Genomic DNA, 20,695 nt, shown 5'->3' with positions numbered 1-20,695 from the left:
AGGAGTCGATCACGAGATGGAACTGTTACAGCAATCCCTGTTTGTCCCCTGCGGTGAGCATCGACTCCATGTGCGCCATATCCAGCCCGGTGTCGCGGTGCATGCCGACCCCATCCTGATGGTGCACGGGGCCATCGAGAACGGCCGCATCTTCTACACCGAATCGGGCAAGGGGCTTGCCTGCTTTCTGGCTCGCCACGGGTATCAGGTCTATGTGGCGGATCTGCGTGGTCGGGGTCTGAGCACACCGACCATCGCCGAGCGGGCCGGCCACGGCCAGCATGAGCTGATCACCGAGGATCTGCCCGCCCTGCAGCGCTGGGTATCGGCCCGCCATGCCGGTGCCCGGGTGCACTGGATGGCCCACTCCTGGGGCGGCGTCATCATGGCCTCGACCCTGGTGCGCTTCCCCGAGCTGGCGGAGCAGGTTGCCAGCCTGGTGTTCTTCGGCACCAAGCGGGGGGTCTCGGTGCAGAACCCGGAGCGCTGGTTGAAGGTGGATCTGATCTGGAACAGGCTCGCCCCCTGGCTGGCACGCCGCCAGGGGTTTCTGGCCGCCCGCCGGTTGAAGATAGGGGCCGATGATGAGCCCCTGCGCTACCTGCAGGAGACCATCCCCTGGGTCAAGTGCGGGCCCTGGTTGGACCCCTTTGACGGTTTCGCCTATGACGAGGCGGCGAGCCGGGTCAACTGGCCCCCGCTCTGGATGATCTCCGCCAAGGCGGACAAGGTTCTTGGCCACCCCGTCGACGTGCGCCGCTTCAGCGACGAGATGGGCTCGGTCGCCCGCCACACCCGCCTTGGGCGGGACAACGGCAACCGGCTCGATTACGACCACATCAACATGTTGACGGCCCCCCAGGCACAGGAGGATCACTTCCCCGACATCCTCGCCTGGCTGCGCAACCCCCAGGCTGCCTGATAGACAAAAAAACGGGCACTTGCGTGCCCGTTTTTTGTTGTCTCCCGGCCCTGCTGGCTAGCGGGGCCCGGATGGTATGCCAAGGCGGAACAGGGTCGCCTCGGTGGTATCGGTCAGTTCACCCACGCCTACGACACTCCAGAGCTCCTCTTCCAGCTTCTTGGCCTTGTGAATGGCGAACTTGGCGATGTAGTCCAGTTCACCCGCGATGAAGCTGGTGTCCGGGCGGCCGGTGCGCGAAATACCCACCAGTACCGAATAGAACTCTCCCTGTTGCCGGGCCAGCTCGATGAAACGGCGCTTTTGATCCGGTGAGCTGAAGCTGCTGGCCAGGTGGCTGCGAAACAGGGGTGTTCCCCCCTGGGAGTGGAGGGCGGCGATGTAGACCTCCTCCTCTTCCGGCTTGTCTTCCCGCTCGATGGCGCGCAGGGGATTGAGCAGCAGGGTCTTGAGCAGTACCCCCTGGAACAGGGGATACAGGTTCAACTGCTGATCCTGCTCGGCACAGATGCGCAGCAGACGGGAAAGGCTGCGTGGCTGTGGCGAGAGGCCGGCCGCGGCCAGTTTCGGGGCGGCCTTGAGTTTGTTCACATAGACGGGGGTGTTGAACAGGTGGTGGGTGTAGAGGTTGCGCAGCGCCCTGGCCATGCCGCGATAGCGATTGAATTCCCGGGTGGTCTTGAGCTTGTTCTGGTTGCTTTCGATCAGCAGGCTGAAGAACTGGTGGCCGGTATGGCGCTCGGCCGTCCCCTCGATGCACAGATGCAGCACGGTTCTGCTCAGGTTGAGGCTGACCAGCCGATAGGGCAGGCGTTGCAGGTCCATGTTCCTGGCGAGCTCCTGCAAGCGGGGCAGAGCCACCGTGATGATGTCTCCCTTCTCCCCGTCGAACGGCTCCTCCAGCTCGATTTGCATGCCGTGGGCCGAGATGTCTCGGGTCCAGCCGACCCAGGATCGCTCCTTGTGATGCAAGACGATGGCCGTCTTGTGCATGTAGCGCGCCTCCTTGCGCAGTTGCACATAGTGCAGCGTCTCTATCTCGAAGGGGGCGGCATGGATGTCATGGCCAAAGCGCTGCAAGGCGTTGGCGTTGAGCGGATCCTGACCCGTCTCTCGCTGGAACTCGTCGCGCTGGTTGTCCAGGTTTATCTCCTGCAGCATGCCCACGTATCCGAGCTGGGCCAGGCGCTCGCGCAGCAGCCTGTCCTGCAACGGGCTCGCCCCGCCCTGGGGGTTGTCGAGGTCGGCCTCCCGCAGGGTGCAGGCTTCCATGCTGAACTTGTATACCCGCCAGCTGGGGCGGCGGGCGCCGATCTGGAAGAAGAGCGCGGTCAGTCCGCTCTGTTCCAGCTCCTCCCGGGTCGCGGAGAAGAAGTAGAGGTGGCTGCGTACCGCATGGGTAAAGCTGTAGATCAACGTCTCGCGCAGCCCCTCTTTGCCTGGAAGCAACGAGGGCATGCGGGCCGCAGTGAAGAGGCTGGCGAGCATGTCGCGGTTCTTGGCGTCGCGCCAGTATTCGAGAATGTGCTGGTTGTTCTCGGTGCGCAGGGCGATCTCGAGGGCGGGGACGCTGCCCTTGCCGAAATAGAGGGGCATGCCGGTCATGCGCGGCAGATAGAACTGTTCATACCCCTTGATGACGGCGGCGGAGAGCAGGTAGTCGACGCTGACGCGATAGCGGCTGCGGTTGCGCTCGATGAAGTCGCGCAGGAACTCGTCGAACACCGGATGCTCGCCGTTCTTGAGCAGCCTTAGCCAGAATTTGTCCTCTTTTCTCTCCTCCCCCAGGATCTGGTAGCTGACCGGGTCACGCAGCAGGGGATGGGGATGATCGCGTTCCAGTCCGGTGAAAAAGACGGCTATCAGGTCGCCTGTCTGGTAGTCGGGCAGATAGGGCACGGATACCCGGATGCCGCCGAGGGAGATGTCGGAGCTCTTGGCGAGGATCTTCTCGCCGTTGGCGAGTTGGAGCACCATGGGAGAGCTGAAGTGCATGCGCTCTTCCTGTCGCCCGTAATGGCTGGCGAAGGGGATGGCGCTGACATCGAACGGACGAAACGGGCTGATGGGCAGCGCCAGATTGTCGCTGCGCCCCTGGTTGAGTTTGTACCAGGCTTGCAGCGCCTCGTAGACCCCCAGGGTGTAGCTGTCCCGGTAGAGGTAGCACTGGGATTGAAACAGCTCGATGGCCTCGGCGGGCATGAAGTGGGTCACCCCGTCGAACTCATGCACCTGACAGAGGGCGCCCAGCTCGTTGCGCATGTCGATGACGCGCCGACAGGGGGTGCACTTGCGTTTGAGTTCCATCTTCAGCAGGAACCGGCTGTTGGTATTTTCGTTCTGGGTCAGACGGTTGAAGATTTCGTCGAAGTCCTTTTCCCGGAGCAGGGGGACAAGTTGTTCTATCAGATGTAGTGGTTGTTCTGAATCCATGTATTCCTGCCGCGGAAAGTCACTTTTCCGATTCTGGGTTTGATCTGCCGGTCGCAAACAAGTATATCAAGCAGGAATTCATCCTGTCCCCGAGTTATCCATGGCCAAAAACAAAACCGCCTATGTTTGTTCCGAATGTGGAGCCGACTTCACCCGCTGGCAAGGCCAGTGCAGCGAGTGCAAGGAGTGGAACACCATCACCGAGGTGCGACTGGGGGTGACGACACCCGGCAAGAGCGCTCGCTATACCGGTTATGCGGGCGCCGTCGGCAGCCAGGTGCAGACCCTGGCAGAGATCGCCACCACGGAGATCCCCCGTTTCAGCTCGGGCTTCAAGGAGCTGGACCGCGTACTCGGTGGCGGCGTGGTCCCTGGTTCGGCCATTCTCATCGGCGGCAACCCCGGGGCCGGCAAGTCGACCCTGTTGCTGCAGACCATGTGCGGCCTGGCGCAGCGCATGAAGACCCTCTATGTGACCGGTGAGGAGTCACTGCAACAGGTGGCGATGCGGGCCGGTCGGCTGGGTCTGCCCACGGACAAGCTGCGCATGTTGTCCGAGACCAGTGTCGAGCAGATCTGCCTCATCGCCCAGCAGGAGCAACCTCAGATCATGGTCATCGACTCCATCCAGGTGATGCACGTGGCGGATGTGCAGTCCGCGCCGGGGTCCGTCTCCCAGGTGCGGGAGTCGGCGGCGCTGCTGACACGCTATGCCAAGCAGAATCATGTGGCCATCTTCATGGTGGGCCACGTCACCAAGGACGGCACTTTGGCGGGCCCCAAGGTGCTGGAGCACTGCATCGACTGCTCCGTGCTGCTGGATGGCGGGCACGACTCGCGTTTTCGCACCCTGCGCTCCCACAAGAACCGCTTCGGTGCGGTCAACGAACTGGGGGTCTTCGCCATGACCGGGCAGGGAATGAAGGAAGTGAGCAACCCTTCCGCGATTTTCCTCAGCCGCGGGGAGGAGCAGGCTCCGGGCTCCATCGTCATGGTGATCTGGGAAGGCACGCGCCCCCTGCTGGTGGAGTTGCAGGCCCTGGTGGATTACTCCCAGCTCTCCAATCCGCGCCGGGTAGCGGTGGGGATGGACCACAACCGTCTCGCCATGCTGCTGGCGGTGCTGCATCGTCACGGCGGGTTGCAGATGGCGGATCAGGATGTGTTCATCAACGTGGTGGGTGGCGTCAAAGTCGAGGAGACCAGCGCGGATCTGGCGCTGCTGCTGGCCATGGTGTCGAGCTTCCGGGATCAGGCCCTGCCCAAGGATCTGGTGGTCTTTGGCGAGGTGGGACTCTCCGGCGAGATACGGCCCGTACCCTCGGGTCAGGAACGACTGCAGGAGGCGGCCAAGCACGGCTTCCGCCGAGCCATTGTCCCGCATGCCAATGCGCCCAAACATCCCATCGAGGGGATGGAGGTGGTGCCGGTGAAGAAACTCTCCGATGCCCTCGAGGCCCTGTAACCGACCATGAAAAAGGAGCGTATGGACGCTCCTTTGTTTTTCTGCCCGCCCGCTCAGGATTCGGGGGGGACGTGGTCTCGGTGCTCTTGCAGCAACTGCTCCAGCTCGCGATGGAGCAGTTGCTCCTCTCCGATGTTCAGCTCGATCATCCGCTTGAGGTGAGTGGCGCTGTCGATGTCGATGTGGTGGCAGTAAAACCCCAGCTTCTTGCTGGCTTCGTGGGTCAGCTCGACCTGCATCTTGATCTCGATGTCGCTGCCCCCGAGCACGAAGCAGATTTCGTACTCCTTGTCCTCGCTGGCGACCCAATCCTCGGGTCTGAGCAGCAGGGCTCCCTGCAGGGAGACATCGACCAGCTGGGTGCGCCACTGGTGTTCACCCTGGGTGAGCTTGGCGGCGGTCAAATAGAAAATCCGAGTAAAGTGGCGGCGCTCGGCCATGGTCGTCTCCGGTCTGCGTGCGAGCAAGATGCTCATCCTTCATGTTGCAGAGTGTAATCCAGCTGGCACGCCAGGATATTGAACTGGCTCCGATATTGAATATCAGACCTGCTGATGGCTGAGGGATTCCACCACCTGCAGCGCCTTGACCAGCCGATCCTCCTGTTTGAACCTGTCTTCCAGCACGGGGCCGAGTTGGTTCAGATCCTCGTCCAGTTGCAGCAACTGGGCTTCGTCGGCGTTGCTGTACTTGTCGTTGAACTCCAGCGCGAATTCGGTACAGGCACGGATATTGGGGTAGATGCGCTTGGCCAGCTCCAGTTTGTCGCCGCTGGCTTGCTCAAAGGCGGTGACGACGTGGTTGTAGATCTCGAAATGGCCTGCGCTGACGTAGTCGACCAGTTGTTCGCAAAAACGTTGCAGTTCTACATGGCCTGGGAGGGTGCGTTGCTTGCACTTGGCGGGCATGAGGCCTGCCAGTCGCATGTACTCGACCAGCAACGCCTGTCTGGCATCCAGCCAGTCATCTATTGCTCTGTGCTTGCCTGCCAGTGCGCGCTTGGTTTTTTCCAGTTCAGTTAACATAGTCCCTCCATGGGCATGGCATGCGGCACTCGCGTCGCACGCCTCCGGTCATTCTCATCGACTGACGACACTCCTATAACTAGGGAAAATCCAGTTGACCGTCAATAGGAGTGTAGGGATATTGTTACATCAGGCGGGGATTTGCATGCCTCTCCCCACCGGTACTTCGCATCCTGTCGCCCATCCAGGGGACAAGGGGGCGATATATGTGACTATTTCCGCAGATCTTGATGAAAACCCCAGCATTCAAGCCAATCCGGCTGATAAAGCCTTTGCCTGAGTGTTTTTTTTTGAATAGAGTGGCCCGGTGCTAAATGCCCGATCATAAAGGAAATGTTATGAACAAAGCTCAACTTGTCGATGCAATTGCCGCCAAAGCAGACCTGAGCAAAGCTCAGGCCAAAGTCGCTCTGGAAGAGATCATCAATGGTATTACCCAGAGCCTGAAAGAGGGCGATGCCGTTCAGTTGGTGGGTTTTGGTACCTTCAAGGTCAACCATCGCGCGGGCCGTACCGGTCGCAACCCGCAAACCGGTAAAGAGATCCAGATTGCAGCTGCCAATGTGCCGTCCTTCGTGGCTGGCAAGGCGCTGAAAGACGCCGTCAAATAAGGTCGTCTTGTAATCAAATGAAACCCGGCTTGTGCCGGGTTTTTTCTTGCCATCTTCGTCAAAATTTGTTTCAGATACACTCAGGATATGGCATGCGCTGTAGCGAGGTGGATATGGAACAGAAAAATGCCATTCGGCAGGTAGCCGTCCCCTGGGCTCCCTCTCGTCAACTCCCTCCCGGCCTGGTCGTGGCCGAACTGCATCAGGATATCTGGAGCGACACCCTGACCGTCATGCTGGGGCGTGCTCGCAGCATCGATCTGCCTCCGTTGCCCCTGTGCCGGGTGAGTTTTCGCCACATCTTCGCGGTGCGGGTGATGGAGGATTGCGATCTGGCGGAGGGGCGTGATAGCCACGTCATCGAGGAGCAGATCCAGCTCATTACCCCGTCCCGTTTCGCCAGCTGGTTCCATCAGGAATCCGATGGACTGCACCTGGATGAAGATTTGCAGCACTACCGCATCTCGACCTGGGATTACTGCGCCGATGTGCTGACCTCTTCTCCCCCTGAACTCCAGTTCATGGTTCAGGAGGAGTAAGCCAGACTGTCGGGTCGCCTCCGTGGTGACAAAAAAGCCGGCGCAGGGGCGCCGGCTTTTTTTGTTCGGGAGAGGTGGCGTTCAGCCCAGGATCTGGTCCCGGTGCAGCCCCAGCACGATCAGCAGCCCGATGAAATAGAAGGCGCTGAGCTTGATGCCGAGAATGGTGAGCAGGCCGGCGCACAGACGCACCAGGGCCTTGTGCAGCCAGGATCCGGTGAAGCGGTACATGATCACTCCACCGCGTCGGCCGGCGCGAACTCCGGCACCTTGGCCATGGCGTCCAGCACCACTTGAATGTCGGCCCCCGGTTTGCAGGCATTCTCGCTCAGATGGCGACGCCAGGCGCGCGCCCCCTGCATGTTCTGGAACAACCCCAGCATGTGGCGGGTCATGTGGGAGAGGTAGTTGCCCTTGGCCAGCTCCTGTTCGATGTAGGGCAGCATCATCCGCACCACCTCGTGGCGGCTTGGCACGGCATGGTTCTCGCCGAACACCAGATTGTCCACCTGGGCCAGAATGTAGGGGTTCTGGTAGGCTTCGCGGCCCATCATGACCCCGTCGAGGTGCTGCAGATGTTCAAGAGTCTGTTCCAGACTGGTCACCCCGCCGTTGATGGCAATGGTCAGATCCGGGTAATCCTGCTTGACCTGGTAGACGCGAGGATAATCGAGGGGCGGGATCTCGCGGTTCTCTTTCGGGCTCAGGCCGCTCAGCCAGGCCTTGCGGGCGTGGACGATGAAGGTATCGCAACCGGCGTCCCGTACCTGCTCGATGAAGGCCTGCAAGAACTCGTAGGAGTCTTGATCGTCGATGCCGATACGGGTCTTCACGGTGACCGGAATGTCGACCACGTCGCGCATCGCCTTGATGCAATCGGCCACCAGCGCGGGTTCGCCCATGAGGCAGGCGCCGAAGCGGCCGTTTTGCACCCGATCGGAAGGGCAGCCGACGTTGAGGTTGACCTCGTCATAGCCGCGCTCCTCGGCGAGCCTGGCGCAGCGGGCCAGGTCTGCCGGGTTGCTGCCACCCAGTTGCAGGGCGAGAGGGTGTTCCTGCTCGCTGTAGCCCAGATAGTCGCCCTTGCCGTGGATGATGGCGCCCGTGGTCACCATCTCGGTATAGAGCAGGGTCTGGCGGGTCATCAGACGGTGGAAATAACGGCAATGCCGATCGGTCCAGTCCAGCATGGGGGCGATGGAAAAGCGCTGCGCCTGCATAAAAATCATCCGGGTTGGCCAAACAAGGGGCGGGATTCTATCACAACGTGAGACAGCCCCAGAAAATGAATTTTGTCGCCGCGCACTGGGGGCCCTGTGATAGTATCCGGCTAATTGACAGGGTATCTGCGTGAACATGAATCAAGACCAACTTCTACAACGAGCGGAACGCCTCTGCGAGCAGCGAGGGATCCGTTTCACCCCGACACGGCGCCAGGTGTTCCGGCTGCTTGCCGCCCACGGCAATGCCATCAGTGCCTATGATTTGCTGGCCCAGTTGCAGCAGACCGAGGCTCATGCCAAACCGCCTACCGTCTATCGGGCGCTCGACTTCCTGCTCGAACAGGGCTTTGCCCACAAGGTGGAGTCGCTCAACGCCTTCATCTTCTGCTGCCACTTCGACCATGCCCACCCGATGCAACTGCTGATCTGCGATCGTTGCGGTGAGGTAGTGGAGCTGCACGATCCCGCCATCGATGGCGCCTTTTCCGAGCAGGCTCATCAGCATGGTTTTACTATTACCAACAAGACCATAGAAGCCCATGGTCAATGTGCCCGCTGTTCCGCTACCGTAGGAAGTCAAGATGAAGGCTGATTTTGTAAACCCGTTCCTGCTCTCCCTGCTCAACGTGCTCTCCACCATGGCACAGCTGGAACTCAAACCGGGCGCGCCCAAGCGCAAGACGGACGAGCTGGCTCGGGGAGATGTCTCCGGCCTGATTGGCATGGTGGGTCCGCAGACCCGGGGTTCCCTCTCCATCAGCTTCGAGAAGGGACTGGCATTGGAGATCATGCGTCGCATGCTGGGGGAGGCGCCGGCCACCATCAACGAGGAAGTGACCGACATGGTGGGCGAGATCACCAACATGGTGACGGGCGGCGCCAAACGCATGCTGGGGGAGAAGGGCTATGAGTTCGACATGGCGACCCCGGTCATCGTCTCCGGTCCCAATCACACCATCACTCACCGGGCCGACGGCGCCAAGATCATGATGCCGTTCGAATCGGAGTATGGCCGTGCCACCATCGAGATCTGCTTCGAGTAATCGCCATGTGGAAGATGCTGAAATGGAGTGTCATCGGTGGGGTGGTGCTGCTTATCCTGTCGGATATCGAGATCAGCACCTCTCTCTACAAGTACGAAGACAACCGCGTGGAGATCAACTTCCCGCGCTGGCAGGCTGACCAGCCCTGGGGCACCCTGCGCTGGCATGCGGGCCGATTTGAGCATCACTGGTACGGTCTTGCAGGCAAACCCAAGCCCGCAACCGTCCTCTGAAGAGCGCTCTCCACAACGGATGAACCAGATTGCACCAACAAAAAAGAGGCCAGCGAATGCTGGCCTCTTTATTTGGTCAAGATCTGTTATCAGGCCGCTTCTGCAGCCAGCTTGCCATTGCCACGCACCATGACACCGAGGCCACAGGCCAGCAGGGTCGGCAGCAACCAGGCCAGGCCCTTGTCAAACAGCGGCAGGAAGGCGAAAGCATCCATCTTCATGCCGGCGGCGCCCAGGCCGTCCAGGCAGCCGAACAGGAAGGCGACCAGCAGCACGGAGCGGAACACCAGACGGGGGCGACCGAAGTAACCCTTCAGGAAGGTGACCAGTACCAGCGCCACGGCAACCGGGTAGATGGCGACCAGCACCGGAATGGAGAGGCTGATGAGCTGGCTCAGGCCCACGTTGGCCACGATGCCGCAGATGACACCCAGCAGCACGACCAGCTTCTTGTAGCTCATGCCGGTCAGGTTGTGGAAGAAGTCGGAGCAGGCGGAGATGAGGCCGACGGCCGTGGTGAAGCAGGCCAGGGTGATGATGGCAGCCAGGATGAACTGACCCGGTTGGCCGAACAGGCTCAGCACGTAGGCGTTGACGATGGCACCGCCGTTGCTCACGTCGGTGGCGACGCCGGCAGCGGTGTTGCCCAGCTGGAACAGGGAGACATAGACCACGGAGAGACCGATGGCGGAGATGATGCCCGCGATGGCCAGGTACTTGAACTGGCTCTGGTAGTCATGGATGCCTTTCTGGCGCAGCAGGTCGACGATCAGGGCGCCGAACATCAGGGACGCCAGGGTGTCCATGGTGTTGTAGCCTTCCAGAATGCCCTTCACGAAGGGGGTGCTCTGGTAGTCACCGGATGCGGCAGGCATGCTTCCTTGCGGTGCGACGAAGACACCGATGGCCAGGGTCAGCAGCAGCAGCATCAGCAGCGGGGTCAGGTACTTGCCGATGGCATCCATCAGCTTGCCCTGGTTGAGTGAGACCAGGATGGCCACGCCGAAGAACAGTACTGTATAGGCAGCCAGACCGGATGGTCCCATGTCGCCAAGGAAGGGCTTGAGGCCCATCTCGTAGGCCACCAGGCCGGTACGGGGGGCGGCGAAGGCCGGGCCGATGATGATGTAGATGGCGACGGCCAGTGCGGTGGCCACGCCGGTCGGCAGCAGCTTGGTCATGCCGGCCCAGCCGTTGCCAGCCTTGGCGACGGCGATGATGGTGATGAGGGGCAGGCCCACGGCGGTGACCAGGAAGCCCAGCATGGCCAGGGAGAGGTGCTCACCCGCCATGAAGCCGGCCAGGGGCGGGAAGATGATGTTGCCTGCGCCCAGATAGAACGCAAAGGTCATGAAGCCCAATCCGAGTACATCGGACAATGTGAGTGATTTCGTCAAGTTCAACCTCGTCTGTCTTGTAAACTATTGCTTGTTATAGTTTTTTATTTGTCAGTGACCGGCACTTTCCGGGGGTAAAAAAAAGAGCCCCGCTGGTTTTTTCATCGCGACCAGTGGTTTGAACTGGTCTTGAGCGGGCGCTCATTTAGCAGTCAGCATAATGATGTGAAAAAATAGTTCAAGGCAAAATTTACATCTTCAAATAGAAGGGGCTGGTTAGTTGGATATATCTGTCGGAATAGCCTCCTGTGGCAGAATGGATCACAATTTCCCCCCTCTCACACTTGTTTAATCCTCTGCCAAGCAGCAATAAAACACGATTTGCCTCTTTCCCCTCTCTGGTGGTAACAGCCAGATAACAACGCTCATACAGATCATAACTCGACGAAATGCATAAAATTTCATCCGCCATCGCCGTGGGCAGCACCAGGGCCAGTTGCCCGGTACGGCTCAGCAGGCGATCGCTGGCGGCCAGCAATCCCCTGGGGTCGAGCCCCCCGGTATGACGGGCCAGAGCCCTGGCCGGATCGCGGAGTGTCTGGCCTGCCGGGAAATAGGGCGGGTTGGAGACGATGAGATCGTAAGGGGGGGCGAGGTGATCCTGAATGGCGCTCTCTATGATGGTGACCCGCTCACGCCAAGGGGAGGCCGCCACATTCTCCTGGGCCTGCACGGCTGCATCCTTATCCAGCTCCACCCCGTCTATGTGGCAGTCGTTCGTGCTGCGCTGGGCCAGCATCAGGGCGATGAGGCCGCTGCCGGTGCCGATGTCCAGCACCCGGCGGGCGCTGTCGACCGGCGCCCAGGCTCCCAGCAGAATGCCGTCCGTACCGACCTTCATGGCGCAGCGGTCGTGATCGATGTGAAATTGCTTGAACGTGAAACCGTTGTTGCGCCCCATTCGGCCCTCCTCCTGTACCTGCCCGCGGAAAATGGCCGGCGATTATAGCGGCTAAGCCACAGTCACCATAGGAGCCGGCGGCATAATCGCCTATAATCTGCCGCTTCCTTAATGACCGAGTATTGCCATGAGCCAGTCCTTTGATGATTTCGACCTGAATCCAGCCCTCAGTCGGGCCTTGGCCGAGATGGGATTCACCCGCCCCACCACCATCCAGCAGATGGTGCTGGAGCCAGCCCTGGACGGCCGCGATATTCTGGCCTCTGCGCCGACCGGAACCGGCAAGACCGCCGCCTTCCTGCTGCCCGCGATGCAGCACCTGCTGGACTTCCCGCGCCGCAAGCCGGGTCCGTGCCGCATGTTGATCCTGACTCCGACCCGCGAACTCGCGCTGCAGGTGAGTGCTCACGCCAAGGCCCTGGCGGTGCACACCCATCTCAGCATCGAGACCATCATCGGTGGTGTCAGCCATGAAGAGCAGCTGCCTGCCCTGACCAAGACCACCGACATCGTGGTGGCCACCCCTGGCCGTCTGCTCGAGTACATCGAGAAAGAGGAGTTCGAGAGCCACGACATCGAGGTGCTGGTGCTGGATGAAGCGGACCGGATGCTGGACATGGGCTTCATCAAGGACGTGAACCGCATCGTGGAAGAGGCGCGCTACCGCAAGCACACCATGCTCTTCTCCGCCACCCTGGAAGGGGCCGGCCTCGAGAAGTTTGCGAGCGAGATCCTCAAAGACCCGGTTGAGCTGCACGCCGAGCCGCCCCGCAGCGAGCGCCGCCCCATCACCCAGTGGATCCACCTGGCCGATGATGCCGCCCACAAGCTGGCTCTGCTGGTGCACATCCTGAAAAACCCGGAGACCCAGAAGGCCATCATCTTCGTCAAGACCCGTGAGCGACTGGCGGAGCTTTCCGGCCAGTTGCAGGCGGCAGGCGTGCCCTGCGCCTGGATCCGTGGCGAGATGGAGCAGGCCAAGCGCATCGAGTCTATCCGCAAGTTCCATGAAGGGGAGGTGCCCTTCCTCATCGCCACCGACGTGGCCGCCCGCGGCATCGACCTGCCGAACGTCAGTCATGTCATCAACTACGACATGCCCTACGGTGCGGATGTCTATGTGCACCGCATCGGTCGTACCGGTCGTGCCGGCAACCGTGGCTGCGCCATCAGCCTGGTGGAAGCTCACGACATGGCCATGGTCGCCAAGATCGAACGCTACACCGAGGAGCGCCTCAAGCGCCGGGTGATCGATGAGCTGCGCCCCAGACACAAGGAAGCGCGGGTGCCGGTGAAGAAGAAAAAGCCGAAGGATGCCAAGAAGTCGGCAAAGAAGAAAAAGAAGTAATACCCCTGAGCACAGTTGAAACGGCCATCCCAGGATGGCCGTTTTGCTGTCTGCTGCCTGGGGAGTGGCCTGAGATAGGCGCAGAAAAAAGCCGACGCAAGGACGTCGGCCAACAAAAAGTGCTTACAACAGAGGATTCACAGAGTCAGACCCGAGGATCTCCGACTTGGTTCCCTTGAATGTGTAATTAATTTTCAGCGCGCTTGAACATCAGGGTATTGGCGTCGGACTCTTCCGGTACAAAGTAGTAACCGTCGGCATCGAAACCGGTCAGCTGTTCCACCCGGGTGAGCCGATGCTTGATGATGTGGCGTGCCATCATGCCGCGGGCCTTCTTGGCGTAGAAGCTGATGATCTTGAACTGGCCGTTCTTCTCATCCTTGAACACCGGGGTGATGATGCGCCCCTGCAGGGCTTTCGGGCGCACCGACTTGAAATACTCGTCGGAGGCGAGGTTGATCAGCACGTCGTCCCCCTGGGCCGCCAGCGCCTTGTTCAGGTGCGCAGTGATGATGTCGCCCCAGAATTGGTAGAGATCCTTGCCGCGCGGGTTGTCGAGGCGGATCCCCATCTCCAGGCGGTAGGGCATCATGAGGTCAAGCGGCCGCAGCACGCCATAAAGGCCGGAGAGCATGCGCAGGTGGGCCTGGGCGAAGTCGAGGTCGGCCTCGCTGAAATCTTCTACGGCCAGACCGGTGTAGACGTCCCCCTTGAAGGCCAGCAGCGCCTGGCGGGCGTTGGCCGGCGTGAAGTCAGGCTGCCACTCGGCAAAGCGGGCGGCGTTGAGGCCGGCGAGCTTGTCGCTGATCTTCATCAGGCTGGCGATCTGGTCCGGGCTCAGTTGACGAGCCCGGGTGATCAGTGCTGCGGAGTGGTCCAGCAGTTCGGGTTGGGTGAAATGGGAGGTCACCAGGGGTGACTCGTAATCCAGCGTCTTGGCCGGGGAAACCACAATCAGCATAACTGTCCTTTACTAGCGATGACGCACGCCCCTCAATCATCCAGGGTCACGTTGTCGAGAGTGCCTGCGCCCAGCTGCTCGCGACCCGACAGCTTGATGAGCAGTCGCAGGTCGTTGGCGGAGTCGGCATGGGCAAGGGCCTCACTGTAGCCAATTTGGCCGGCGCAGAACAGGGTGAACAGCGCCTGATCGAAGGTCTGCATGCCGAGCTCGCCGGATTTGGTCATCACCTCCTTGAGTCTGTGCATCTCTCCCTTGCGGATGATGTCGGTGACGAGCGGGGTGTTGAGCAGGATCTCGAAGGCGGCGACCCGGCGCTGCCCATGAGCGGAGGGGAGCAGCTGCTGGGCGACGATGGCGCGCAGGTTGAAGGAGAGATCGAACAGGAACTGGCGGTGCTTCTCCTGGGGGACCAGATGTAGGATGCGATCCAGCGCCTGGTTGGCATTGTTGGCGTGCAAGGTGGCGAGGCAGAGGTGCCCCGTCTCGGCGAACTGGATGGCGAACTCCATGGTCTCCTGGGAGCGGATTTCACCGATGAGGATGACATCCGGGGCCTGGCGCAGGGAGTTTTTGAGGGCGACATCGAAGGATGCGGTGTCGATCCCCACCTCCCGCTGGGTCACCAGACAGCGATCGTGCTGATGGACGAACTCCACCGGATCCTCCACCGTCAGGATGTGGCCGTCACCGTGCTGGTTGCGAAAGCCTATCATGGCCGCCTGGGTGGTGGACTTGCCGGCGCCAGTGGCGCCGACGAAGAGCACCAGCCCGCGTTTGGCCATGGCGACCTCCTGCAGGATGGGAGGCAGCACCAGCTCGTCAAAGGTGGGGATGCGGGTCTCGATGCGGCGCAGCACCATGCCCGGCATATCCTGTTGCCAGAAGGCGCTGACCCGAAAGCGCCCCAGCGAGCCTCGCTGGATGGCGTAGTTGGCCTCGCGGGTGTGCAGGAAGCGCTCGAAGTGGGTCTCGTCCAGGCTCTCCCTGATCAGCGCCAGCGCCGTCGTCTTGTCGAGGGGGGCTGGTCCGAGCGACACCAGACGCCCGTTGACCTTGAGGGTCGGGGGGGCATCGACCGTGATGAAGAGATCCGAGCCCTTTTGTTCAACCAGTGCGGCGAGCAGAACATCCATGTTCATGGCGACTCCTTGGGTGTGCGAGCTTAAATGGTATTGGGATCGACCGCCTTGGCCTTGGCATCGAGGGAGGCGACGACCCCCCGGTTGACCAGCTGCTTGAGGCTCTGGTCCATGGTCTGCATGCCGTGGGTCATCCCGGTCTGGATGACGGAATAGAGCTGGGCCACCTTGTCTTCCCGGATGAGGTTTCGCACCGCCGGGATCCCCAGCATGATCTCGTGGGCCGCCACCCGGCCGCCACCGATACGCTTGAGCAGGGTCTGGGAGATGACCGCCCGCAGGGATTCGGAGAGCATGGATCGCACCATGTCCTTCTCCGAGCCGGGGAAGACGTCGATGATACGGTCGATGGTCTTGGCGGCCGAGGAGGTGTGCAGGGTGCCAAACACCAAGTGACCGGTTTCAGCGGCGGTCATGGCGAGACGGATGGTTTCGAGGTCCCGCATTTCACCTACCAGGATGATATCCGGGTCTTCCCGCAAGGCCGAGCGCAGGGCGTTGCTGAAGCTCTTGGTGTCGCGGTGTACTTCCCGCTGGTTCACCAGGCAGCGCTTGTTCTCGTGCACGAATTCGATGGGGTCCTCGATGGTGAGGATGTGGTGGTGGAAGTTGTCATTGATGTAATCGACCATGGCGGCCAGGGTGGTGGATTTGCCCGAGCCGGTGGGCCCAGTCACCAGCACCAGGCCGCGAGGGTACTCCGCTATCTTGCGAAATATCTCCGGCGCCCCCAGATCGTCCAGGGTCAGAACGGTGCTCGGGATGGTACGAAACACGGCGCCCGAGCCGCGCGCCTGCTGGAAGGCGTTGACCCGAAAGCGTGCCATGCCGGGTACTTCGAAGGAGAAGTCCACCTCGAAGTTCTCCTCCAGCTCCTTGCGCTGGTGGTCATTCATGATGTCGTAAATGAGAGCATGGACTTCCCGGTGATCCAGGGCGGGCAAATTGATCTTGCGAACCTCCCCATCAACCCTGATCATCGGGGGGACCCCGGCCGAGAGGTGTAGATCCGAGGCCTTATGCTTTACACTGAATGCCAATAACTCTGTGATATCCATAGATTTGTTATTCTCCCATCACAAGATTACGAACGAAATATGAGCCAGATTGCCCAGCACCTGCTTCAGGTAAAGGAACGTATTGTAGAGGCTGCCCGGCGTGTTGGCCGCAGCCCAGATCACATCCAGTTGCTTGCTGTCAGCAAAACCAAGCCGCTGGGGGACATTCAGGCTGCCTATGCCGCCGGCCAGCGGCGCTTTGGCGAATCCTACGCCCAGGAGGCCGCACTCAAGATTGATGCCTTGCGCGAGCAGAACGCCTGTACAGACATAGAGTGGCACTTTATCGGCCCGCTGCAATCGAACAAGTCCAAGCTGGTGGCGGAGCGGTTCGACTGGGTTCAAAGTGTCGATCGCGACAAGCTCATCGAACGCCTCAACAACCAGAGACCGAGTGGGCTCGCGCCGCTAAATATCTGTCTGCAAATCAATATTAGCGGAGAGAGCAGCAAATCCGGTACGTCGGAGCAAGAGATTTTCCGCCTGGCCTCCCTGGTGGCCCAAAGCGAGCGGCTGCGGTTGCGCGGCCTGATGGCCATCCCCGAGCATACCTGCGACGAGGGGGTGCTGGCGGCCCAGATGGCGCGCATGCAGGCTCTGTTCACCGAACTTGCGCAACAATACCCGAGCGTCGACACCCTTTCGATGGGGATGACCGAGGATCTCGAGCCGGCCATTGCCCACGGCAGCACCATGGTGCGGGTCGGGACCGCCATCTTCGGGGCCCGTGACTATTCATGAGCAAGAGCCGGGGCGAAAAACACCCCGGTCGTGCTTTTTTTCAGGTAAACAGGCGCGTGTGATGCTGTCAGCCCGCACAGGCTGGGTAGGCATCCGCTGCGATGTCAGTAACAGGAGTGTTTGATGCAGCAGAGAACCCTCGCCTTCATCGGGGCAGGCAACATGAGCCGCAGTATCATTGCCGGCCTCATCCAGGCGGGTTACCTGGCAGAGCGTATCATCGCCGCCAATCCCAGCCGCCCCAAGCTGGACGAACTGGCCAGCCAGTTCGGCATCCGTATCACCCAGGACAACACCGAGGCGGCCCGCGAGGCCGAGGTGATCGTGCTGGCGGTCAAGCCCCAGCTGATGGCGGGCATGCTGACGACGCTGGTGGCCGAGCTTGGCTCGCTGGATGGCAAGTTGCTCATCTCCATCGCCGCCGGCATTCGCGTCGCGCGCTTGCAGGAGATGGCAGGCGGTCACGATCGCATCATTCGCACCATGCCCAACACCCCCTCCTTGCTGGGGCTGGGGATGACCGGGCTCTATGCACCGCCCGCCATCGGGCAGGCCGATCGGGCGGTGGCCGAACAGATGATGCAATCCGTGGGCAAGACCCTCTGGGTGGATGAGGAGGCCGGCATCAACGGCGTTATCGCGGCGGCGGGCAGTGCCCCGGCCTACTTCTTCCTGTTCATGCAAGCGATTGCCGAGGAGGCCGAGGCCATGGGCTTTACGCCGGAGCAGGCCCGCCTGCTGGTGCAGCAAACCGCCCTGGGGGCGGCCGCCATGGTGGAGCAGAATCCCGAGCTGTCGCTGCAGACCCTGCGCGAGCAGGTGACCAGCAAGGGCGGGACCACGGCCGAGGCCGTCAAGACATTCCAGGAGCAGGGGCTGATGCCGCTGACCGCAAGAGCCATGCAGGCGGCCGTTACCCGGGCCGGCGAAATGGAAACCCTTTTCTGAATCCCTTTTAGCAAGGAGCCCGGATGAACACGGCTTACTTTTTGATTAACACTGTCTTTGATCTCTACCTCATGGTGGTGCTGCTGCGGGTCTGGCTCCAGTGGGCGCGGGCCGACTTCTACAACCCCATGAGCCAGATGGTGGTCAAGCTGACCAACCCGCTGGTGGTGCCCCTGCGCCGCGTCATCCCGGGTTTTGGCGGGCTGGACATGGCCTCTGTGCTGCTGGCGCTGCTGATCGCCGTTGGCAAATTGGTCCTGCTCAAGAGCATGAATGTGCTGCAGGCGGACTGGCTCACTCTCTGTCTGTTTGCGACGCTCACCGTGTTGAAGAAGGCGGGTTCCATGATCTTCTGGATCCTGCTTATCCGCGCCATCCTGAGCTGGGTCAGCCAGGGTCGCAACCCCATTGAATACGTGATGCACCAGCTCACTGAACCCTTCCTGGCCCCCATTCGCCGCATCCTGCCTGCACTGGGCGGGCTGGATCTCTCCGTGCTGGTCGCCTTCATCGCGCTGCAGGCCATCAACTACCTGATGGGGGATCTGTTCGGCCAGTTGTGGTGGATGATCTGATGCCCGCCGTCCTGCTGGAAGGGGACGAGCTGGTGTTGCATCTGATGATCCAACCCAAGGCGAGCCGGGATCAGATCATCGGATTGCACGGTGACGAGTTGAAAGTGGCCATCACGGCACCGCCGGTGGATGGTCAGGCCAACAGTCACCTGATCAAGTACCTGGCCAAGCAGTGCAAGGTGGCCAAGGGGCAGGTTCGCATCCTGCGGGGGGAGCTGGGTCGGCACAAGACGGTCGCCATCGACGCGCCAAAACAGATCCCCGCCGAGATTGCCGCTCTGCTCGATAATCAGGGTTGATACGAGAGGGATGACATCATGAAAACAGCCTGGATGAGTTGCCTGCTGGCACTCCTGATGACGCTGCCGCTGCGGGCTGAGCAGATGCAGGAGCTGGGCCCCTGGAAAGTGCACTACAGCGCGTTCAACTCCAGCTTCCTCACCCCCGAGGTAGCCAGGACCTATGGCCTGGAGCGCAGCCGCTATAACGGCATCGTCAATATCGCGGTGCAGAACAAGCAGGGGGTGGCCCAGGCGGTGGGGATCAGCGGCGAAGCCCGCAATCTGACCGGCACCCTTCGCACCCTGAATTTTCAGGAGGTGAAAGAGGGGAATGCCATCTATTACCTGGCAGTGCTGCCCTATCGCAATGAGGACACCTACCAGTTCACCCTGAAGATCATGGGGGAGGGGCAGCAGCAGACGCTGACCTTCCAGCAGACCTTCTACGTCGACTAGATTGCAGGGTGAATGCAGATGCCCTGCCCCCACGGGGGCGGGGCATTTTTTTGCCCGGTGAACCGGTACTCTACGTCAGTGGCTGGCCAGGGGATAGGTAAACAGGGCCAGGTGGGCGAAGTTGAACAGGAAGTGGAGCAGGATGGCGACACTGAGGCGCCCGCTCAGCTGGAACGCCAGGCCATAGCAGGCCCCCGCCAGCGCGGCGAACAACACCAGCAACGGGCCACCGGCAAGATGGGCTGCGCCGAACAGCAGGCTGGCGACCAGGAGACCTGCCCAGGGCGTGCTTCGGCTTGCCACCCCTTGCTGGATGCATCCCCGGAACAGCGCTTCTTCCGCCACGCAGGTGAACAGCAGGTTGTTGAACGCGAACAGCCACCACCAGTGGGGCAGTCCCGCTTCGGGTTTGAGGGCGCCCAGTTGCCAGGCGGTGATGAGCAGGGCCGCGAGCGGCAGGATGAGCAGGGCCAGCGGCCGCCAGCGCATCGTTCCACCCGGGCCGAGCAGGCCGGGGATGGCCAGCAGCAGGGCGAAGAAAATGAGCGGCTTGTCCAGATTGAGGTAGAGGGTGAAGGGCACGCTGGCCGGGCCCGCCTGTACCTTGCCGAGCACCCTGAGATTGTCAAAGCCGGGCACCAGATGCAGCGTCAGGGCGAGGGACCACAGCAGTACCAGCGTCAGTGCGACGCCGCGCCAGGGTGGGGGCAGGGTGGGGGTACGCCAGGCCAGCAGCAGACCGGCGAGGCTGACAAGAGCGGCGAGGGGCGCGAGTCGCTCAAGCCAGAGGGCGGTGAGCAGGGCAAGTCCCAACAGGAGCATGCCGGGCCTGGTCCGGCGGGCGAGGCAGCAGAGTACGGCCAGCCCCAGGACGAGCCAGATGAGGATATCGGGGAGTGGTAACATCGAGTCTCCTTGTATGAATGAAGGGCGCACCTTAACGATCCCCATGGTCTGGTTCAAGGAAAAGGGGGTGGCCGAGACTGGCCGGCAGAAGACGCGCAATGAAAAGCCGGAGCTGGGCTCCGGCTTGGACGGCGGCAAGATGCCACCGAGAGAGGCGATGGCCTTCCCGTATCAGCGACCGGACTCGGCGATGACCCGGGCGATGATGTCGGCTCGTTTGCTGGCTTCCAGCTCGCCCAGGGCGATGAGACCGGCCTTGAAGATGACGTTCTTCGGCAGACTGACGTCATCCAGGGTGGTGATGGCCTCGACGTGCATGCCGTTCAGGCGGCTGGCATCGCGCGGGCTCAGGTTGACCTGGGTGTTCAGCACCTGCTTGCCCTTCTTCTTGGGCTGGGCGGCTTTCTTCGGTTGATCCAGCTCGTCTTCCGGCAGTTCGTCATCAAAATCGTAAATGGACATAGTCAATCCTGTTGGGTTGCAAGGG

The 20,695-nt window shown here is 61.2% G+C and carries 25 protein-coding genes; 13 read left to right on the top strand and 12 right to left on the bottom strand.

The window, feature by feature from the left end; all coding sequences use genetic code 11:
• Positions 1–16: 16 nt before the first annotated feature.
• A complete protein-coding gene (locus tag I6L32_RS04300) occupies positions 17–922 on the top strand; it encodes an alpha/beta fold hydrolase (RefSeq protein WP_216944741.1) in 906 nt (301 codons plus the stop codon).
• Positions 923–979: 57 nt separating this feature from the next.
• Here the strand turns inward: I6L32_RS04300 and I6L32_RS04295 are convergent, their stop codons facing one another.
• Positions 980–3,355, bottom strand: a complete 2,376-nt coding sequence (locus I6L32_RS04295; RefSeq protein ID WP_216944740.1) for a PilZ domain-containing protein — start codon at positions 3,353–3,355, stop codon at positions 980–982.
• 100 nt (positions 3,356–3,455) lie between these two features.
• On the opposite strand from I6L32_RS04295, the gene radA reads away from it, so the two are divergent.
• Positions 3,456–4,820, top strand: a complete 1,365-nt coding sequence (gene radA / locus I6L32_RS04290) for a DNA repair protein RadA (RefSeq protein WP_010673036.1) — start codon at positions 3,456–3,458, stop codon at positions 4,818–4,820.
• Between the two features lie 53 nt (positions 4,821–4,873).
• Here radA and I6L32_RS04285 read toward each other — a convergent pair whose 3' ends face one another.
• Positions 4,874–5,260 (bottom strand): PilZ domain-containing protein, encoded by a 387-nt coding sequence (locus I6L32_RS04285; RefSeq protein WP_029313755.1) that lies wholly within the window; start codon positions 5,258–5,260, stop codon positions 4,874–4,876.
• Positions 5,261–5,362: 102 nt separating this feature from the next.
• Positions 5,363–5,845 (bottom strand): sigma D regulator, encoded by a 483-nt coding sequence (gene rsd / locus I6L32_RS04280; protein WP_216944739.1) that lies wholly within the window; start codon positions 5,843–5,845, stop codon positions 5,363–5,365.
• Between the two features lie 338 nt (positions 5,846–6,183).
• Between rsd and hupA the strand changes: the two genes are divergently transcribed.
• Both hupA and I6L32_RS04270 read left to right on the top strand, forming a co-directional pair.
• The gene (gene hupA, locus I6L32_RS04275; protein WP_005305063.1) at positions 6,184–6,456 is read left to right on the top strand and encodes a nucleoid-associated protein HU-alpha; all 273 of its coding nucleotides are present in this window, start codon (positions 6,184–6,186) and stop codon (positions 6,454–6,456) included.
• A gap of 113 nt (positions 6,457–6,569) precedes the next feature.
• The gene (locus I6L32_RS04270; protein ID WP_029313758.1) at positions 6,570–6,995 is read left to right on the top strand and encodes a hypothetical protein; all 426 of its coding nucleotides are present in this window, start codon (positions 6,570–6,572) and stop codon (positions 6,993–6,995) included.
• An 81-nt stretch (positions 6,996–7,076) separates the two neighbouring features.
• Here the strand turns inward: I6L32_RS04270 and I6L32_RS04265 are convergent, their stop codons facing one another.
• Together I6L32_RS04265 and dusA are read right to left on the bottom strand one after the other, a co-directional pair.
• Positions 7,077–7,226 carry a hypothetical protein gene (locus I6L32_RS04265; RefSeq protein ID WP_080944170.1) on the bottom strand — a complete coding sequence of 50 codons (150 nt, stop codon included), beginning with the start codon at positions 7,224–7,226 and terminating at the stop codon, positions 7,077–7,079.
• 2 nt (positions 7,227–7,228) lie between these two features.
• Positions 7,229–8,215 (bottom strand): tRNA dihydrouridine(20/20a) synthase DusA, encoded by a 987-nt coding sequence (gene dusA / locus I6L32_RS04260; protein ID WP_216944738.1) that lies wholly within the window; start codon positions 8,213–8,215, stop codon positions 7,229–7,231.
• 136 nt (positions 8,216–8,351) lie between these two features.
• Here dusA and zur point away from each other — a divergent pair, with 136 nt between their 5' ends.
• From zur to I6L32_RS04245, 3 genes are read left to right on the top strand one after another with little or no spacing between them, the layout of a single operon-like run.
• Positions 8,352–8,810, top strand: a complete 459-nt coding sequence (gene zur, locus I6L32_RS04255; protein WP_039039955.1) for a zinc uptake transcriptional repressor Zur — start codon at positions 8,352–8,354, stop codon at positions 8,808–8,810.
• Positions 8,800–9,261: a chemotaxis protein CheX gene (locus I6L32_RS04250; RefSeq protein WP_010673043.1), complete on the top strand. Its 462-nt coding sequence runs from the start codon at positions 8,800–8,802 to the stop codon at positions 9,259–9,261. Before zur ends, I6L32_RS04250 begins: the two co-directional genes overlap by 11 nt.
• A gap of 5 nt (positions 9,262–9,266) precedes the next feature.
• Positions 9,267–9,494 carry a hypothetical protein gene (locus tag I6L32_RS04245; RefSeq protein WP_039039956.1) on the top strand — a complete coding sequence of 76 codons (228 nt, stop codon included), beginning with the start codon at positions 9,267–9,269 and terminating at the stop codon, positions 9,492–9,494.
• Positions 9,495–9,583: 89 nt separating this feature from the next.
• Here I6L32_RS04245 and brnQ read toward each other — a convergent pair whose 3' ends face one another.
• Positions 9,584–10,846 carry a branched-chain amino acid transport system II carrier protein gene (gene brnQ / locus I6L32_RS04240; RefSeq protein WP_254203880.1) on the bottom strand — a complete coding sequence of 421 codons (1,263 nt, stop codon included), beginning with the start codon at positions 10,844–10,846 and terminating at the stop codon, positions 9,584–9,586.
• A 235-nt stretch (positions 10,847–11,081) separates the two neighbouring features.
• Positions 11,082–11,792: a tRNA1(Val) (adenine(37)-N6)-methyltransferase gene (locus I6L32_RS04235; RefSeq protein WP_202040292.1), complete on the bottom strand. Its 711-nt coding sequence runs from the start codon at positions 11,790–11,792 to the stop codon at positions 11,082–11,084.
• Between the two features lie 127 nt (positions 11,793–11,919).
• On the opposite strand from I6L32_RS04235, the gene srmB reads away from it, so the two are divergent.
• Positions 11,920–13,140: an ATP-dependent RNA helicase SrmB gene (gene srmB, locus I6L32_RS04230; RefSeq protein ID WP_041210934.1), complete on the top strand. Its 1,221-nt coding sequence runs from the start codon at positions 11,920–11,922 to the stop codon at positions 13,138–13,140.
• Positions 13,141–13,327: 187 nt separating this feature from the next.
• Here the strand turns inward: srmB and yaaA are convergent, their stop codons facing one another.
• The 3 genes from yaaA to tapT are packed head-to-tail and all read right to left on the bottom strand — an operon-like array spanning position 13,328 to position 16,301.
• Positions 13,328–14,101 carry a peroxide stress protein YaaA gene (gene yaaA, locus I6L32_RS04225; RefSeq protein WP_216944736.1) on the bottom strand — a complete coding sequence of 258 codons (774 nt, stop codon included), beginning with the start codon at positions 14,099–14,101 and terminating at the stop codon, positions 13,328–13,330.
• A gap of 32 nt (positions 14,102–14,133) precedes the next feature.
• The gene (locus I6L32_RS04220; RefSeq protein ID WP_216944735.1) at positions 14,134–15,243 is read right to left on the bottom strand and encodes a PilT/PilU family type 4a pilus ATPase; all 1,110 of its coding nucleotides are present in this window, start codon (positions 15,241–15,243) and stop codon (positions 14,134–14,136) included.
• 23 nt (positions 15,244–15,266) lie between these two features.
• On the bottom strand, positions 15,267–16,301 hold the full coding sequence (gene tapT / locus I6L32_RS04215; RefSeq protein WP_010673050.1) for a type IVa pilus ATPase TapT: 1,035 nt from the start codon (positions 16,299–16,301) through the stop codon (positions 15,267–15,269).
• A 39-nt stretch (positions 16,302–16,340) separates the two neighbouring features.
• Here tapT and I6L32_RS04210 point away from each other — a divergent pair, with 39 nt between their 5' ends.
• The 5 genes from I6L32_RS04210 (at position 16,341) to I6L32_RS04190 (ending at position 19,302) form a co-directional block, all read left to right on the top strand.
• Positions 16,341–17,042, top strand: coding sequence for a YggS family pyridoxal phosphate-dependent enzyme (locus I6L32_RS04210; protein WP_042014924.1), 702 nt, complete (start codon positions 16,341–16,343; stop codon positions 17,040–17,042).
• Positions 17,043–17,165: 123 nt separating this feature from the next.
• A complete protein-coding gene (gene proC, locus I6L32_RS04205; protein ID WP_216944734.1) occupies positions 17,166–17,990 on the top strand; it encodes a pyrroline-5-carboxylate reductase in 825 nt (274 codons plus the stop codon).
• A gap of 23 nt (positions 17,991–18,013) precedes the next feature.
• Entirely contained in the window at positions 18,014–18,565 is a 552-nt protein-coding gene (locus tag I6L32_RS04200; RefSeq protein WP_042014922.1) for a YggT family protein, read from the top strand.
• Entirely contained in the window at positions 18,565–18,864 is a 300-nt protein-coding gene (gene yggU, locus I6L32_RS04195; protein WP_010673054.1) for a DUF167 family protein YggU, read from the top strand. The genes I6L32_RS04200 and yggU overlap by 1 nt, the downstream gene beginning before the upstream one ends.
• Positions 18,865–18,882: 18 nt before the next feature.
• Entirely contained in the window at positions 18,883–19,302 is a 420-nt protein-coding gene (locus I6L32_RS04190; protein ID WP_029313762.1) for a DUF4426 domain-containing protein, read from the top strand.
• 75 nt (positions 19,303–19,377) lie between these two features.
• Here the strand turns inward: I6L32_RS04190 and I6L32_RS04185 are convergent, their stop codons facing one another.
• Together I6L32_RS04185 and I6L32_RS04180 are read right to left on the bottom strand one after the other, a co-directional pair.
• Complete coding sequence (locus I6L32_RS04185) at positions 19,378–20,208, bottom strand: CPBP family intramembrane glutamic endopeptidase (protein ID WP_216944733.1); 831 nt, start codon at positions 20,206–20,208, stop codon at positions 19,378–19,380.
• 171 nt (positions 20,209–20,379) lie between these two features.
• Complete coding sequence (locus I6L32_RS04180; RefSeq protein ID WP_216944732.1) at positions 20,380–20,670, bottom strand: hypothetical protein; 291 nt, start codon at positions 20,668–20,670, stop codon at positions 20,380–20,382.
• Positions 20,671–20,695 lie beyond the last annotated feature (25 nt).

Source organism: Aeromonas sp. FDAARGOS 1402 (assembly GCF_019046925.1).
GTDB lineage: Bacteria > Pseudomonadota > Gammaproteobacteria > Enterobacterales > Aeromonadaceae > Aeromonas > Aeromonas caviae.
This window is presented reverse-complemented; position numbering and strand designations above follow the sequence as displayed.

Excerpts from the sequence above, each read along its gene's own strand:
- I6L32_RS04300 (WP_216944741.1), top strand. The coding sequence starts at position 17 with ATGGAACTGTTACAGCAATCCCTGTTTGTCCCCTGCGGTGAGCATCGA.
- I6L32_RS04295 (WP_216944740.1), bottom strand. The coding sequence starts at position 3,355 with ATGGATTCAGAACAACCACTACATCTGATAGAACAACTTGTCCCCCTG.
- radA (WP_010673036.1), top strand. The coding sequence starts at position 3,456 with ATGGCCAAAAACAAAACCGCCTATGTTTGTTCCGAATGTGGAGCCGAC.
- I6L32_RS04285 (WP_029313755.1), bottom strand. The coding sequence starts at position 5,260 with ATGGCCGAGCGCCGCCACTTTACTCGGATTTTCTATTTGACCGCCGCC.
- rsd (WP_216944739.1), bottom strand. The coding sequence starts at position 5,845 with ATGTTAACTGAACTGGAAAAAACCAAGCGCGCACTGGCAGGCAAGCAC.
- hupA (WP_005305063.1), top strand. The coding sequence starts at position 6,184 with ATGAACAAAGCTCAACTTGTCGATGCAATTGCCGCCAAAGCAGACCTG.
- I6L32_RS04270 (WP_029313758.1), top strand. The coding sequence starts at position 6,570 with ATGGAACAGAAAAATGCCATTCGGCAGGTAGCCGTCCCCTGGGCTCCC.
- I6L32_RS04265 (WP_080944170.1), bottom strand. The coding sequence starts at position 7,226 with ATGTACCGCTTCACCGGATCCTGGCTGCACAAGGCCCTGGTGCGTCTG.
- dusA (WP_216944738.1), bottom strand. The coding sequence starts at position 8,215 with ATGCAGGCGCAGCGCTTTTCCATCGCCCCCATGCTGGACTGGACCGAT.
- zur (WP_039039955.1), top strand. The coding sequence starts at position 8,352 with ATGAATCAAGACCAACTTCTACAACGAGCGGAACGCCTCTGCGAGCAG.
- I6L32_RS04250 (WP_010673043.1), top strand. The coding sequence starts at position 8,800 with ATGAAGGCTGATTTTGTAAACCCGTTCCTGCTCTCCCTGCTCAACGTG.
- I6L32_RS04245 (WP_039039956.1), top strand. The coding sequence starts at position 9,267 with ATGTGGAAGATGCTGAAATGGAGTGTCATCGGTGGGGTGGTGCTGCTT.
- brnQ (WP_254203880.1), bottom strand. The coding sequence starts at position 10,846 with ATGACCTTTGCGTTCTATCTGGGCGCAGGCAACATCATCTTCCCGCCC.
- I6L32_RS04235 (WP_202040292.1), bottom strand. The coding sequence starts at position 11,792 with ATGGGGCGCAACAACGGTTTCACGTTCAAGCAATTTCACATCGATCAC.
- srmB (WP_041210934.1), top strand. The coding sequence starts at position 11,920 with ATGAGCCAGTCCTTTGATGATTTCGACCTGAATCCAGCCCTCAGTCGG.
- yaaA (WP_216944736.1), bottom strand. The coding sequence starts at position 14,101 with ATGCTGATTGTGGTTTCCCCGGCCAAGACGCTGGATTACGAGTCACCC.
- I6L32_RS04220 (WP_216944735.1), bottom strand. The coding sequence starts at position 15,243 with ATGAACATGGATGTTCTGCTCGCCGCACTGGTTGAACAAAAGGGCTCG.
- tapT (WP_010673050.1), bottom strand. The coding sequence starts at position 16,301 with ATGGATATCACAGAGTTATTGGCATTCAGTGTAAAGCATAAGGCCTCG.
- I6L32_RS04210 (WP_042014924.1), top strand. The coding sequence starts at position 16,341 with ATGAGCCAGATTGCCCAGCACCTGCTTCAGGTAAAGGAACGTATTGTA.
- proC (WP_216944734.1), top strand. The coding sequence starts at position 17,166 with ATGCAGCAGAGAACCCTCGCCTTCATCGGGGCAGGCAACATGAGCCGC.
- I6L32_RS04200 (WP_042014922.1), top strand. The coding sequence starts at position 18,014 with ATGAACACGGCTTACTTTTTGATTAACACTGTCTTTGATCTCTACCTC.
- yggU (WP_010673054.1), top strand. The coding sequence starts at position 18,565 with ATGCCCGCCGTCCTGCTGGAAGGGGACGAGCTGGTGTTGCATCTGATG.
- I6L32_RS04190 (WP_029313762.1), top strand. The coding sequence starts at position 18,883 with ATGAAAACAGCCTGGATGAGTTGCCTGCTGGCACTCCTGATGACGCTG.
- I6L32_RS04185 (WP_216944733.1), bottom strand. The coding sequence starts at position 20,208 with ATGTTACCACTCCCCGATATCCTCATCTGGCTCGTCCTGGGGCTGGCC.
- I6L32_RS04180 (WP_216944732.1), bottom strand. The coding sequence starts at position 20,670 with ATGTCCATTTACGATTTTGATGACGAACTGCCGGAAGACGAGCTGGAT.